At 66.9% G+C, this 12,539-nt stretch carries 14 protein-coding genes; 6 read left to right on the forward strand and 8 right to left on the reverse strand.

All coding sequences use genetic code 11. The features are described 5' to 3' along the window. Nucleotides 1-32: 32 nt before the first annotated feature. From NOCYR_RS02495 to dmpG, 4 genes are all read left to right on the forward strand, one after another. The gene (locus tag NOCYR_RS02495) at nucleotides 33-1,664 is read left to right on the forward strand and encodes an FAD-binding protein (RefSeq protein WP_048833868.1); all 1,632 of its coding nucleotides are present in this window, start codon (nucleotides 33-35) and stop codon (nucleotides 1,662-1,664) included. A 252-nt stretch (nucleotides 1,665-1,916) separates the two neighbouring features. Then, nucleotides 1,917-2,702 (forward strand): 2-keto-4-pentenoate hydratase, encoded by a 786-nt coding sequence (locus tag NOCYR_RS02500; RefSeq protein ID WP_014348784.1) that lies wholly within the window; start codon nucleotides 1,917-1,919, stop codon nucleotides 2,700-2,702. Nucleotides 2,703-2,712: 10 nt separating this feature from the next. Continuing rightward, a complete protein-coding gene (locus NOCYR_RS02505; RefSeq protein WP_014348785.1) occupies nucleotides 2,713-3,621 on the forward strand; it encodes an acetaldehyde dehydrogenase (acetylating) in 909 nt (302 codons plus the stop codon). Between the two features lie 12 nt (nucleotides 3,622-3,633). Then, the gene (gene dmpG / locus NOCYR_RS02510; protein ID WP_014348786.1) at nucleotides 3,634-4,671 is read left to right on the forward strand and encodes a 4-hydroxy-2-oxovalerate aldolase; all 1,038 of its coding nucleotides are present in this window, start codon (nucleotides 3,634-3,636) and stop codon (nucleotides 4,669-4,671) included. A 111-nt stretch (nucleotides 4,672-4,782) separates the two neighbouring features. On the opposite strand, the gene NOCYR_RS02515 is transcribed toward dmpG, so the two are convergent. From NOCYR_RS02515 to hsaA, 8 genes are all read right to left on the reverse strand, one after another. Beyond that, entirely contained in the window at nucleotides 4,783-5,202 is a 420-nt protein-coding gene (locus tag NOCYR_RS02515; protein ID WP_014348787.1) for a PIN domain nuclease, read from the reverse strand. Next, nucleotides 5,199-5,408: a type II toxin-antitoxin system VapB family antitoxin gene (locus NOCYR_RS02520; protein WP_014348788.1), complete on the reverse strand. Its 210-nt coding sequence runs from the start codon at nucleotides 5,406-5,408 to the stop codon at nucleotides 5,199-5,201. The genes NOCYR_RS02515 and NOCYR_RS02520 overlap by 4 nt, the downstream gene beginning before the upstream one ends. A gap of 139 nt (nucleotides 5,409-5,547) precedes the next feature. Beyond that, nucleotides 5,548-6,348 carry a DUF1460 domain-containing protein gene (locus tag NOCYR_RS02525; protein WP_014348789.1) on the reverse strand — a complete coding sequence of 267 codons (801 nt, stop codon included), beginning with the start codon at nucleotides 6,346-6,348 and terminating at the stop codon, nucleotides 5,548-5,550. A 52-nt stretch (nucleotides 6,349-6,400) separates the two neighbouring features. Then, nucleotides 6,401-6,958: a YdeI/OmpD-associated family protein gene (locus tag NOCYR_RS02530; protein ID WP_014348790.1), complete on the reverse strand. Its 558-nt coding sequence runs from the start codon at nucleotides 6,956-6,958 to the stop codon at nucleotides 6,401-6,403. A gap of 173 nt (nucleotides 6,959-7,131) precedes the next feature. Continuing rightward, entirely contained in the window at nucleotides 7,132-7,725 is a 594-nt protein-coding gene (gene hsaB / locus NOCYR_RS02535) for a 3-hydroxy-9,10-secoandrosta-1,3,5(10)-triene-9,17-dione monooxygenase reductase subunit (protein WP_014348791.1), read from the reverse strand. 2 nt (nucleotides 7,726-7,727) lie between these two features. Further along, nucleotides 7,728-8,627, reverse strand: a complete 900-nt coding sequence (hsaC, locus tag NOCYR_RS02540; RefSeq protein ID WP_014348792.1) for an iron-dependent extradiol dioxygenase HsaC — start codon at nucleotides 8,625-8,627, stop codon at nucleotides 7,728-7,730. A 2-nt stretch (nucleotides 8,628-8,629) separates the two neighbouring features. Then, nucleotides 8,630-9,502, reverse strand: coding sequence for a 4,5:9,10-diseco-3-hydroxy-5,9,17-trioxoandrosta-1(10),2-diene-4-oate hydrolase (hsaD, locus tag NOCYR_RS02545; RefSeq protein WP_014348793.1), 873 nt, complete (start codon nucleotides 9,500-9,502; stop codon nucleotides 8,630-8,632). A 17-nt stretch (nucleotides 9,503-9,519) separates the two neighbouring features. After that, the gene (hsaA, locus tag NOCYR_RS02550; protein ID WP_014348794.1) at nucleotides 9,520-10,683 is read right to left on the reverse strand and encodes a 3-hydroxy-9,10-secoandrosta-1,3,5(10)-triene-9,17-dione monooxygenase oxygenase subunit; all 1,164 of its coding nucleotides are present in this window, start codon (nucleotides 10,681-10,683) and stop codon (nucleotides 9,520-9,522) included. A 194-nt stretch (nucleotides 10,684-10,877) separates the two neighbouring features. Between hsaA and NOCYR_RS02555 the strand changes: the two genes are divergently transcribed. Together NOCYR_RS02555 and NOCYR_RS02560 are read left to right on the forward strand one after the other, a co-directional pair. After that, on the forward strand, nucleotides 10,878-12,095 hold the full coding sequence (locus NOCYR_RS02555) for a Rieske 2Fe-2S domain-containing protein (RefSeq protein ID WP_014348795.1): 1,218 nt from the start codon (nucleotides 10,878-10,880) through the stop codon (nucleotides 12,093-12,095). Further along, a complete protein-coding gene (locus tag NOCYR_RS02560) occupies nucleotides 12,095-12,427 on the forward strand; it encodes a hypothetical protein (RefSeq protein ID WP_014348796.1) in 333 nt (110 codons plus the stop codon). Before NOCYR_RS02555 ends, NOCYR_RS02560 begins: the two co-directional genes overlap by 1 nt. The last annotated feature ends 112 nt before the right edge of the window (nucleotides 12,428-12,539 follow it).

The following is a 12,539-nucleotide window of genomic DNA, read 5'->3' on the forward strand; positions in this document are numbered from 1 at the left end:
TTCCGAAGTGGAGCGGAACCGGAGTGGAGTACATGAGCCTCGATTGGGACCTGACCGCCGACGTGGTCGTCGTCGGTTTCGGGGCGGCCGGTGCATGTGCGGCGCTGGAAGCGGCGGCCGACGGGGCGCAGGTGCTGGTGCTGGAACGGTTCACCGGCGGCGGCGCGACGGCGTTGTCGGGCGGGATCATCTACGCCGGAGGCGGTACCTCCGTGCAGCGTGAAGCCGGTGTGCACGACACTCCCGAGGCGATGCTGGCCTACCTCGAACGCGAGGTGGGCGATGCGGTGCGCCCGGAGACGCTGCGGCGATTCGTGGACGAGAGCCCCGCGATGATCGATTGGCTGAAGGGCCACGGCGTCCCGTTCGAGGCCTCGCTGTGCCCGTACAAGACCTCCTACCCCAACGACGACTACTACCTCTACTACTCCGGCAGCGAGATCTCCGGCGCGTTCTCCGACATCCCCGCAGCTCAGCGCGGCCATCGAGTGCACGGGCGCGGTGTGTCCGGCAAGCAGCTGTCCGGCCCGCTGACGGCCGCCGCCTCGCGCGCCGGGGTCCGGGTCGAGACGCTCACCCAGGTCACCGACCTCATCACCGATGCCACCGGTGCCGTCATCGGCGTCGAATGCCGCACCCTGCGCGAGGCGCCCGGCCGCATCCGCGACCGCTACACCCGCATGGCCAAGCTCGCCGCCAAGCCCGGCATCTACTACCCGCCGCTGCGCAAGGCGCTGGAGAAGCAGCTGGCCAAGATGGACGAGCGTTACCGCACCACCATCCGGGTGCTGGCCCGGCGCGGCGTGATCGTCAGCGCGGGCGGTTTCATCGCCAACCGCGCGATGGTCGCCGAGCACGCCCCCGCCTACAAGGGCGGCATGGCGCTGGGCACCACCGGCGACGACGGCAGCGGCATCACGCTCGCGCAGCGCGTCGGCGCGGCCACCGACCGGATGGGCAATGTCTCGGCCTGGCGATTCCTGCTGCCGCCGAGCGTGTTCACCGGCGCCATCCTGGTCGACGGACAGGGCCGCCGCGTCATCGACGAAACCCGCTACGGCGCCGCCGTCGGCAACAAGCTGGTCAACGAGCACGGCGGCATCGGCTGGCTGCTCGCCGACGAACCGATGATGCGCACCGCCATCGGCCAGATCGGCGCCCAGGGCACCTGGTTCCAGCGCGCTCAGTTCGAACCGTTGCGGCGCAGCGCCAAACGCGGCGCCACCATCGAACAGGTCGCGGCCAAGGCCGGCATCGATCCCGCCGGACTGCGCGCCACCGTCGACGCCTACAACCATGCGATCGACACCGGCGCACCCGACCCGGTCGGCAAACCGGCCGAGTACACCACCCCACTGCGCACCGGCCCGTTCTGGCTGCTCAACGTCTCGATCCGGCCGAGCGTGATCAATCCCTGCCCGATGCTCACCCTCGGCGGCGTGGTCGTCGACGAGGAGACCGGCGCTGTGCGGTCCACCGACGGGACCGATATCCCGGGCCTGTACGCGGCCGGCCGCACCGCCGTCGGGATCTGCTCGGACTCCTACGTCAGCGGGCTGTCGCTGGCCGACTGCGTGTTCTCCGGACGTCGCGCGGGCCGGTCGGCGGCCGGTGTGCGCACCGCGCAGCGCGATCCGGCGACGGCGGAAAGGAGCCCCTCATGAGCGGGCGAGCTTTGGTGACAAGCGAGCGTGGTCCCGAGGTCGATCGCCGGCGACGGCAGCGGAGCAGCGCTCTGCCGTGCCGGCCGCGGAGGTGCCGGCCGGCCGCAACCGCCGCGGCTCCGAGATGGCAGCCGGCAACCGCCAAGTGGCAGCGGCGATCGGCCCCGAGCCGGCAGCCGAGGGCAACCGCGACGTGGCAGCGGCGAAACGTAACCGCGGAGGAATCCGCTCATCAGAGAAAGGAACACTGACGTGCTGTCCGATGCGGTACGAACGCAACTGGCCGACGAACTCGAGCGCGCCGAACGCGACCGGGTCGCCATCGACCCGCTGGTCGCCCGGTATCCCGATATCGACGTCGTCGACGCCTACGAGATCCAGCTGATCAATATCCGGCGCAGGCTCGACACCGGCGCCCGGGTGGTCGGGCACAAGGTGGGCCTGTCGTCGAAGGCGATGCAGGAGATGATGGGCGTCGACGAACCCGACTACGGGCATCTGCTCGCGGAAATGGAAGTCTACGAAGACGTTCCGGTCGAGGCCGATCGCTACCTGTTCCCCCGCGTGGAGGTCGAGGTCGGGTTCATCCTCGGCGCCGACCTGCCCGGCGAAGACTGCACCGAAGACGACGTGCTCGCCGCGACCGTCGCCTACGCGCCGTCCATCGAGCTCATCGACTCGCGGATCAAGGACTGGAACATCGGCCTGGCCGACACCATCTCCGACAACGCCTCCTCGGCCGGGTTCGTGCTCGGCAAGGAGCGGGTCGCGCCGAAGGATATCGACATCAAGGCAATCGACGCGGTGCTCACCCGCAACGGTGAGGTCATCGCCGAAGGCCGCAGCGATGCGGTGCTCGGCGATCCCGTCATCGCGGTGGCGTGGCTGGCCCGCAAGGTCGCGAGCTTCGGAGTGCGGTTGAAGGCGGGCGATGTGGTCCTGCCCGGTTCCTGCACGCGCGCCATCGACGCGCGTCCCGGAGATGCTTTCCATGCCGAGTTCGCCGGACTCGGTTCTGTCCGTTTGCAATTCACGTAGGAGGTACGTCGTGTCCGAAGGGACCGTCACCGCCGCGATCGTCGGGTCCGGCAACATCAGCACCGATCTGCTGTACAAACTGCTCCGCTCCGAGCACATCGAGCCGCGCTGGATGATCGGCATCGATCCCGACAGCGAAGGCCTCAAGCGCGCCCGCGGGCTGGGGCTGGAGACCTCGCACGAGGGTGTGGACTGGCTGCTCGGCCAGTCCGAACTGCCCGACATGGTCTTCGAAGCCACCTCGGCGTACGTGCACCGCGATGCGGCGCCGAAGTACGCGGAGAAGGGGATTCGCGCCGTCGACCTCACCCCGGCCGCCGTCGGGCCCGCCGTGGTTCCGCCGGTGAACCTGGGTGCCAACATCGATGCGCCGAACGTCAACATGATCACCTGCGGTGGGCAGGCGACCATTCCGATCGTCGCGGCCGTCTCGCGCGTGGTTCCGGTGCCCTACGCGGAAATCGTGGCGTCGGTGTCGTCGGTGAGTGCCGGGCCCGGCACGCGCGCCAATATCGACGAATTCACTAAGACCACCAGCCGTGGCGTGCAGACCATCGGCGGCGCCGAACGCGGTAAGGCCATCATCATCCTGAACCCGGCCGAACCGCCGATGATCATGCGCGACACCATCTTCTGCGCCATCCCCGACGACGCCGACACCGACGCGATCGCCGACTCCATCCACCGGATGGTCGCCGACATCCAGCAGTACGTGCCCGGTTACCGGCTGCTCAACGAGCCCCAGTTCGACGAGCCGTCGGTGGTGTCCGGCGGCATGGCGAAGGTCTCGGTCTTCGTCGAGGTCGAAGGCGCGGGCGACTTCCTGCCGCCCTACGCGGGCAACCTCGACATCATGACCGCCGCCGCCACCAGGGTCGGCGAGGTCATGGCCAAGCAGATCGCCTCGGCACGGGTGTAAGGAGCGTTTCCCATGGCTTTTTCCGCTGAACTCGACATTCGGGTCACCGACACCTCGCTGCGTGACGGTTCCCATCACAAGCGCCACCAGTTCACCGCCACCGAAGTACGCGATATCGTCACCGCGCTCGACGGTGCAGGCGTGCCGGTCATCGAGGTCACCCACGGTGACGGGCTCGGTGGTTCCTCGTTCAACTACGGGTTCTCCAAAACCCCTGAGCAGGAACTGATCACCATCGCGGCAGAGACCGCGAAGCAGGCCAAGATCGCGGTGCTCATGCTGCCCGGCGTCGGCGTCAAGGAAGACATCAAGATCTCCCAGGACAACGGCGCGAGCATCTGCCGCATCGCCACCCACTGCACCGAGGCCGACGTCTCCATCCAGCACTTCGGGCTCGCCCGCGACCTGGGCCTGGAAACCGTCGGCTTCCTGATGATGTCGCACACCCAGCCGCCGGAAGCGCTGGCCAAGCAGGCCAGGATCATGGCCGACGCCGGCTGCCAGTGCGTGTACGTGGTGGACTCGGCCGGTGCGCTCGTGCTCGAGCAGGTCGCCGACCGGGTCTCCGCGCTGGTCGCCGAACTGGGCAACGACGCCCAGGTCGGCTTCCACGGCCACGAGAACCTCGACCTCGCCGTCGCGAACTCGATCTACGCCATCCGCGCGGGCGCCACCCAGATCGACGGCAGCGCCCGCCGCTTCGGCGCCGGCGCCGGCAACACCCCCGTCGAAGCCCTCGTCGGCGTCTGCGACAAGCTCGACATCAAGACCGGCATCGACTTCTTCGCCATCGCCGACGCCGCCGAAGACGTCGTCCGCCCGGCCATGCCGCACGAATGCCTGCTCGACCGCCAGTCCCTGATGATGGGCTACGCGGGCGTCTACTCCAGCTTCCTGCGCCACGCCGAACGCCAGGCCGAACGCTACGGAGTCTCGGCCGCCGAAATGCTCGTCCGCGCAGGCAAGCGCAAGCTCGTCGGCGGACAGGAAGACCAGCTCATCGACATTGCGCTGGAACTCCAGCGGGAACAGGCGCCAGTCACCGCCTGACCCCGCCGCACCGGGCCGCGAACGATCCAACCCCTGTCGTTCGCGGCCCGTTCGCGTTGTGGTGTCGGCGGTGGCGGTCGCCTCGGCATCGCCGACCGTGTCATGCCCCTCTCAGGCGATGGTGCCAGGCGGGGCAATCCATTGGGTCGGTTGACCAGTAGCCTTGGCGACGGTCTCAAAATCGCGGTCATAGTGCAGGATCGTCAGCTTGTTCGCCTCGGCGGTGGCCGCGATCAGCAGGTCGGCTACGCCTGCGCTGCGATGGTGGCCGTGTTCGGTGAGAAGCTGTTGTACTTGATGGGCTCGCGACCACGCGTTGTCCGGGGTCGCGGCCCAGCCGAACAACTCGACCAGAATTTCCTTCTTCCGTAATCGGTCGGCCAGTGATCGGGCGGTGAACAGCAGCTCGAGCTCGACGGGATCGCACAGCGCGACCACACCTGCTGTCACGGTCTCGTGCCACGCTTTCCGGACCGTCGGATTGATGAGCAGACGCGCCGCTGCCGAAGTATCGATGAGGTAGCTGATCACCGCCGGTATGCGTCCTTGTCGAGCAGCATGTCGAAGTCGCCCTGCTCGGCCATCTCGGTTAGCTCATTCAGTGCTTTGACACGCTTGAGCCGCTGCGCAATCTCGACCAGCGCAGCGTTCACGGTGTCTTTCTTGGTTGCTGTGCCGAGAAGCTGTTGTGCTTCGGCGAGCGCTTGGTCGTCGACGTCGATCAGAAGCTTGGACATGTCCACCTCGATATATGAGATATTCAGCTCAGATATACAGAATATTCAAGGGATGGCCTGTGGGCAAGCGCAGGACCGGGTTGCCATGGCAGATCTCGGGATCCGCGGTGAACCGATTGAGGTGCGGATATTGCGAACGCTATCTCTGCCGGAGCACGAGGATCCCCGGCGTCGAGCGGACGTAGTCGAGGAAGGGGGTGTCGACGACCTTGTTGTCGGCGGCCAGGGATGAGGCGTTGCGGAAGACGGGGCCGTTCGGGGTGGAGACGAAGATGCCGACATGGGTGACGTCGAGGCCGGGTTGGTCGGTGTAGGCGCCGATGTAGTCGCCGGTGCGGAGGTTGGCGATGACGCTTTGGTCGACGGCGGAGCTGGGGATGTGCGTGATGGGGCGGTCGACCACCGGGAGGCCGGGGAGGTAGGGGGTGCCGTCGGCCTTCGCGTTGAGGCGTTTGGTCGTGGTGACCGCCGCGGGGGTGAGGGATGCAGTGATGTCGGTGGCGGCGGTGCGGTCGGTGTGCGCCCAGTCGGTGAAGAAGTGTTTGCGGTGGGTGAATTCGACGCGTCCGCCGGTGTAGCGGGTCTGGATCAGGTTGGTGAGGAACTCGTCGCGGGTGGTGGAACGGCTGAGCGCTTCGACGTAGTCGAGGTAGGTGAAGCAGTCGACGCGGCGGAAGTCGACCACCAGCTGTTCGGGTTCGATCGCCGAACCGATGAGCATGTTCGCCCCGTACGGCGTCCCGAGGAACTGCCGCGACAGCAGCTCGATCAACTCGCCCTTGCTCTGCGTGGCCGCACCGGCCCGCACCGCCAGCAGTTCATCGATGCGGCGAGCGGTGACGTCATCGAGGGCGGGTGCGGCGGCCGCGCCGGGAATCAGCACCGCCGGTCCGCAGGCGAGCGCCAGCACAACCAGCAACGCGCGGACGATGATGCGCACTACGCCTCCCGGGTCGGTTCAGCACGAGGTCGATACTCACGGTAGCCCCGGCTCAGCTGCTTGCGCCGAGCTCCGTCATGATCCGCCGCAACTGATTGTCGCGCTGTGCTTGCGTCCGGCATTTCATCAACCGCAGCAGCAGCGCGTATTGCCCGGTGCGATCCAGGGCATCGAATCGTTTCCGTGCTGCCGGCTCCCGGTCCAATGCTCGTGCGAGATCATCGGGAACGGTCGCGTCGCGCTGCGCAGCGTAGGCCGCCTCCCATCGCCCATCCGCCCGCGCCGCCTCGACCGCCGCCAGCCCGGGCGCCCGCATCCGCCCCGCCGCCAGCAAGGCCTCCACCTTCGCCACATTGACCTGTGACCAGGGACTGCGCGGCCGGCGCGGCGAATACCGCTGGACGTAATGATGCTCGTCGAAGCCGCGCCGAACGCTGTCGATCCACCCGTAGCAGAGCGCACCGTCGAGCGCCTCGCTCAGCGTGATCGTGGTGTCCGGCGCGCCCTTCTTGGCGATCTTCACCCAGACCTCCGTCGCGCGATCGTGATTCGCGGCCAGCCAGGATTCCCACTCGTCGGCGTCGGTGCAGGTCAGCACGGTGTCGTTCATGTCGTCTCCCGGGTCCGTCGTTCGCTGGTGAACCCATCCTCCGCCGATAAGTGCTCAACAACTGAGCACTTATTTCGGCATCGTGCGAGCGATCCCCCGAACACGACAAAGCCCGGCCGGTTGCTGCGAGTCCGGCCGGGCTGGACGCGGAACGGTTCCGCGTGGTCGTGGACCTACAACCAGGTATCCAACGTGGTCGTGGTCAAGAAATGCTCCAGATCCGCCCGCCACGGCGCCGGCACCGTCTTCTCCGGTTCGATGGCGGTGTACTGGCCGCGGTAGAACAACAGCGGCCTGCCGGAGGTGGTCGACTCCGACAGGGCCAGCACTCGGCCGATCACGATGTGGTGATCGCCGCCGTCGACGACGCGGTCCACCGAGCACTGGATGGTGGCCAGGGCGTCGTCCAGGAGCGGTAGCTCCAGATCCGAGGTGTGCCAGCTGGTTCCGGCGAACTTGTCGGGTTCGCGGGAACCGAAGCGGGCGCACAGTTGCTGCTGTTCTTCGGCGAGGACGTTGGCGCAGAAACGTCCGTTGCGTTCGATCGCGGCCCAGGACCGCGAGCCCTTGGTCGGGCAGAACAGCACCAGCGGCGGGTCGAGGGACAGGGCGGCGAACGACTGGCAGGCGAACCCGATCGGCGCGCCCTCGTCATCCATGGTGGTGATGACGGTGATGCCGGTGCAGAACTGCCCCAGCACATTCCGGAACTGGCGCCCGTCGATCTCCGGGTATTCCTGCGTGGTCACTTCCGCCCCGTCACTCATCGCTATTTCATCCCAACCGTGAAGTCGTGGCCCCACAGCGAGACCGCGGTGGATTCCCGGGCGATCCACGAGTGATCGTCGACTTCCAAACCCTCGCAACCGAATTCGACATCGAATCCGCCGGGCGTCTTCATGTAGAACGACAGCATCTTGTCGTTGATGTGGCGCCCGAGGGTGGCCGACATCTTCACCTTCTTGCGCATCGCGCGATCCAGGCACAGGCCCACATCGTCGGAGTTCTCCACCTCGAGCATGAGATGGACGATGCCGGTGGAGTTGGGCAGCGGCAGGAACGCCAGCGAGTGGTGACGCGGGTTGCAGCCGTAGAACCGCAGCCACGCGGGATCGCCGTCGGCCGGCCGGCCCACCATCTGCGGGGGCAGGCGCATCGAGTCACGCAACCGGAAGCCGAGCACGTCCTGGTAGAACGCTTGCGCGGCGGCGTCGTCGGTGCAGGTCAGCACCACATGCCCGAGGCCCTGCTCTTCGGTGACGAATTTGTGCCCGTACGGGCTGACGAACCGGCGCGCGAGGTACTGCGCCCCGTGGAACGCCTCGAGGGTATTACCGGAGGGATCGTCGAACCGGATCATGTTCTCGACCCGGCGCTCGGCGAGCTCCTCCTTGGTGGCCTCCTTGAACGGCACCCCGGCCGCGGACAACGTCTCGCGCAGCTCTTGCAGCGCGGGCGCGTCGGTGACTTCCCAGCCGGAGACCTGCAAGCGGTCCTTCTCGCCCGGAACGATCACCAGCCGGGCCGGGAAATCGTCCATCCGCAGGTAGAGGTTGTCCGGGTTGGGGCCCGGCGCCTCCATCATGCCGAGCACCTTCAGGCCGTACTCGCGCCAGGCCGCCATATCGGTGGCCTCGATGCGCATATAACCGAGTGCGCGAATGCCCATGGCTATTTCACCCCGTTCAGGAAATCGGTGGCGAGCCGGTTGAATTCAGCGAACTTCTCCAGCTGGGCCCAGTGCCCGCAGCCGCCGAACACGTGCAGCTGCGCGCGCGGGATCTGCTTCAACGCCACCAGCGCGCCGTCGAGGGGGTTGACCCGGTCCTCCCGGCCCCAGATCAGCAGCACCGGCTGACGCAGCTTGTAGGCGTCGCGCCAGAGCATGCCCTTCTCGAAATCGGCACTGGCGAACGATTTGCCCATCGCCTTCATCGCTGCCAGCGACTCCGGAGTGCCGGCCGCGGCGAACCGCTCGTCGATCAGCTCATCGGTGACCAGCGACTGATCGAACACCATGATCCGGATGAACGCCTCGATGTTCTCGCGCGTCGGCTCATAGGTGAACTTCGACAGCAGCCGCACACCCTCGGTGGGATCGGGCGCGAACAGGTTGGTGCTCAGCCCGCCCGGGCCCATCAGAATGAGCTTGCCCGCGCGGTCCGGATAGTCGAGCGCGAACCGCACCGAGGTGCCGCCGCCGAGCGAATTGCCCAGCAGATGCACCCGATCGGTGATGCCGAGGGTGTCGAGCAGATCCTTCAACGCCGAGGCACTGTGCACGAAGTACTGCGGATGCTCGGTCGGCTTGTCGGACTTGCCGTATCCGGGCTGGTCCACGGCGATGACGTGGAAGTTCTGCGCCAGCACCGGGATATTGCGGGAGAAGTTCGACCACGACGAGGCGCCGGGCCCGCCGCCGTGCAGCAGCACGATCGTCGGGCCGTTGCCGACGCCTGCCTCGTGGTAGTGCAGTTTCAGATCCGGCCGCACCTGGGCGAACCGGGATGTGGATTCGTAGGTGAGTTCCACGGTCGAGGTCACGATGTCTCCTGTGGTCGTCACACCATGGTGTCGGTGACGGGCAGCCCGAATTCGCCCGCGCCGTACACCATGTAGGCCCGCTCCGGATCGTTGGCGGCGTGCACGCGGCCCGCGTGCGCGTCGCGCCAGAACCGTTGCAGCGGCGTGCCGTTGGCCAGTGCGGTGGCGCCGGAGCTCTCGAACAGCTTGTCGATCGAGGCGATCGCGCGACCGGTGGCGCGCACCTGGTCGCGGCGGGCGCGCAGGCGCAGATCGAACGGGATCTCCTCGCCGGCCAGCAGATGCGCGTACTCCTCGGCGACATTGCCCGACAGCTGCCGCCAGGCGGCGTCGATATCGCTGGAGGCTTCCGCGATGCGGACCTTGGCGAACGGATCGTCCTTGGCCTTCTCGCCCGCGTAGGCCGCGCGCACCCGCTTGCCCTGATGCTCGACGTGCGCTTCGTAGGCGCCGTAGGCCATGCCGACGATGGGGGTGGAGATGGTGGTGGGATGGATGGTGCCCCACGGCATCTTGTACACCGGGTCGGTGTTCTGCTCGAGCCCGGGCGAGGCCAGGTCGTTCATGGTCTTGTAGCTGAGGAACCGGTGCCGCGGCACGAAGACATCCTCCACGACCAGGGTGTTGGAGCCGGTGCCGCGCAGGCCGACGACGTTCCAGACGTCGTCGATGCGGTATTCCGAGCGCGGGATCAGGAAGCTGCCGAAGTCGACCGGGCGCCCGTCCTTGATGACCGGTCCGCCGACGAAGGTCCAGTCGGCGTGATCCGAGCCCGAGGACCAGGCCCATGAGCCGCTGACCCGGTAGCCGCCCTCGACCACGGTGCCCGCACCCATCGGGGCGTAGGAGGAGGAGATGCGCACATCGGTGTCCTCGCCCCACACCTCCTGCTGGGCTTCCTGGGAGAACAGCGCGAGGTGCCAGTTGTGCACGCCGATGATGCCGGCCACCCAGCCGGTGGAGCCGCAGGCGCTGGCGAGCTTGCGCACGGAGTCGTAGAAGATCACCGGATCGGCGGCGTACCCGCCCCACTGCTTGGGCTGCAACAGCTTGAAGAAGCCGGTCTCCTGCAGCGCCTTCATCGTTTCGTCGGGGATCCGCCGCAGGTCCTCGGCCTCTTGCGCGCGCTCGCGCAACATCGGCAACAGCGCGTCGACCCGTTCGGTCACTTCTTGCGTCATTTCCGGACCTGCTCCTGCCTTGGTTGGTAACCGGTACTCATTTGTCTCTGAGACTAGAACACGTTCTTATTTCTGTCGAGAACTGGTGTTCATTAGCGCGTTCGACACGGCATCCGCAGGAAGTCGGCGCTATCGCTGGCGCCTAACCCGACATTTTTGTAACGTGTTCTAGTACAGAAGGAGGAGGATTCGCGATGGCAGATACCCCACCCGGGAGCGGTGCGAAGGTCAGAGAGCTGGATGTCGGCTCGGCGCCCACCCGTTACGCGCGGGGATGGCATTGTCTGGGTCTGGCCAAGACGTTCCGCGACGGCAAGCCGCATTCGGTCAACGCGTTCGGCACCAAGCTCGTCGTCTGGGCCGATACCGCAGGCGAACTGCGGGTGCTCGACGCCTACTGCCGGCACATGGGCGGCGACCTGAGCATGGGCGAGATCAAGGGCGACGACATCGCCTGCCCCTTCCACGACTGGCGCTGGGGTGCCAGCGGCAAATGCACCTCGATCCCGTACGCGCGTCGAGTGCCGCCGCTGGCCCGGACCCGCAAGTGGACCACTCTCGAGCGCAACGGCCAGCTGTTCGTCTGGCACGACCACGAGGGCAACCCGCCGCCGCCGGAAGTCACCATCCCCTACATCAAGGGCCCCTACACCGACGCCGGCGGCAACCCGGTCGAGGAACTGAACCCCGACTGGACCGAGTGGACCTGGAACTCGCTGCTGATCGAGGGCGCCAACTGCCGCGAGATCATCGACAACGTGGTCGACATGGCGCACTTCTTCTACATCCACTTCGCCTTCCCGACCTACTTCAAGAACGTCTTCGAAGGTCACGTCGCGACCCAGTTCCTGGAGACCAAGGGCCGCCCGGATGTCGGGATCGCGGCCAAGTACGGCGGGGACAACCTGCTGAAGTCGGAAGCGTCGTACTTCGGCCCGTCCTACATGATCAACCCGCTGGTCAACATCTACGGCGGGTACGAGATCACGGTCAATCTGATCAACTGCCATTATCCGGTCGACCACGACTCGTTCGTGCTGCAATGGGGCCTGAGTGTCGAAAAGCCCAAGGGCCTCGACGACGCCACGGCGGCCAAGCTCGCCAAGAGCATGACCACCTTCTTCGGCGACGGCTTCCTGCAGGACGTGGAGATCTGGAAGCACAAGTCCAAGGTCGACAACCCGCTGCTGTGCGAGGAAGACGGGCCGGTCTACCAGCTGCGCCGCTGGTACGAGCAGTTCTACGTCGACGTCGCCGACGTCACCGAGAAGATGACCCAGCGCTTCGAGTTCGAGGTCGACACCACCAAGGCCAACGAGGCCTGGGAGGCCGAAGTCGCCGAGAACCTGCGGCGCAAGCGCGAGGCCGAAGCCGCCGAAGCCGATTCGGCCGCCGCGGAGGCGGGTGTGTAATGACCGCGACCTGGGCGAAAGCACCCGACTTCGCCGACCAGCCGGCGCGGCGTGCCGCGGTGGCCGCCCAGACGGTCGTCGACAAGTCGCGGTACCTGGAGGAGGGGCTGACTCCACTGCGGTGCCGCGCCTGTCAGAGCGAGGTGCTGGTGCGCAAGAGCAGTTCGCATCAGACCTCGATCCAGTGGACCGGTGACCCCGCCGCCCACTGCCCGGTCTACGCCAAACTCGCCGAGGAAGGCGCCGGACCGGGCCGGCCCGAATCCTGCGCCGATCTCGAACGCACCATCAAATGGGCGGTCGACGAAGGGGTGATCGACATCGCCGAGTAGTGGTCGGTGATGCGACGGGGCGAGGAGAGTTACTCCTCGCCCCGTCCTCGTTTCCGCGTCGCCTACCGTGCCCCGCAGCACCGTCGCCGTCGGTGGACGGGTTGACTGCCTC

It is taken from the genome of Nocardia cyriacigeorgica GUH-2, assembly GCF_000284035.1.
GTDB classification, from domain to species: domain Bacteria; phylum Actinomycetota; class Actinomycetes; order Mycobacteriales; family Mycobacteriaceae; genus Nocardia; species Nocardia cyriacigeorgica_B.

What these genes read in the sequence shown, in the direction of transcription:
- NOCYR_RS02495 (WP_048833868.1), top strand. Translation starts at nt 33, where the DNA reads ATGAGCCTCGATTGGGACCTGACCGCCGACGTGGTCGTCGTCGGTTTC.
- dmpG (WP_014348786.1), top strand. Translation starts at nt 3,634, where the DNA reads ATGGCTTTTTCCGCTGAACTCGACATTCGGGTCACCGACACCTCGCTG.
- NOCYR_RS02520 (WP_014348788.1), bottom strand. Translation starts at nt 5,408, where the DNA reads ATGTCCAAGCTTCTGATCGACGTCGACGACCAAGCGCTCGCCGAAGCA.
- NOCYR_RS02530 (WP_014348790.1), bottom strand. Translation starts at nt 6,958, where the DNA reads ATGAACGACACCGTGCTGACCTGCACCGACGCCGACGAGTGGGAATCC.
- hsaB (WP_014348791.1), bottom strand. Translation starts at nt 7,725, where the DNA reads ATGAGTGACGGGGCGGAAGTGACCACGCAGGAATACCCGGAGATCGAC.
- hsaC (WP_014348792.1), bottom strand. Translation starts at nt 8,627, where the DNA reads ATGGGCATTCGCGCACTCGGTTATATGCGCATCGAGGCCACCGATATG.
- hsaA (WP_014348794.1), bottom strand. Translation starts at nt 10,683, where the DNA reads ATGACGCAAGAAGTGACCGAACGGGTCGACGCGCTGTTGCCGATGTTG.
- NOCYR_RS02555 (WP_014348795.1), top strand. Translation starts at nt 10,878, where the DNA reads ATGGCAGATACCCCACCCGGGAGCGGTGCGAAGGTCAGAGAGCTGGAT.
- NOCYR_RS02560 (WP_014348796.1), top strand. Translation starts at nt 12,095, where the DNA reads ATGACCGCGACCTGGGCGAAAGCACCCGACTTCGCCGACCAGCCGGCG.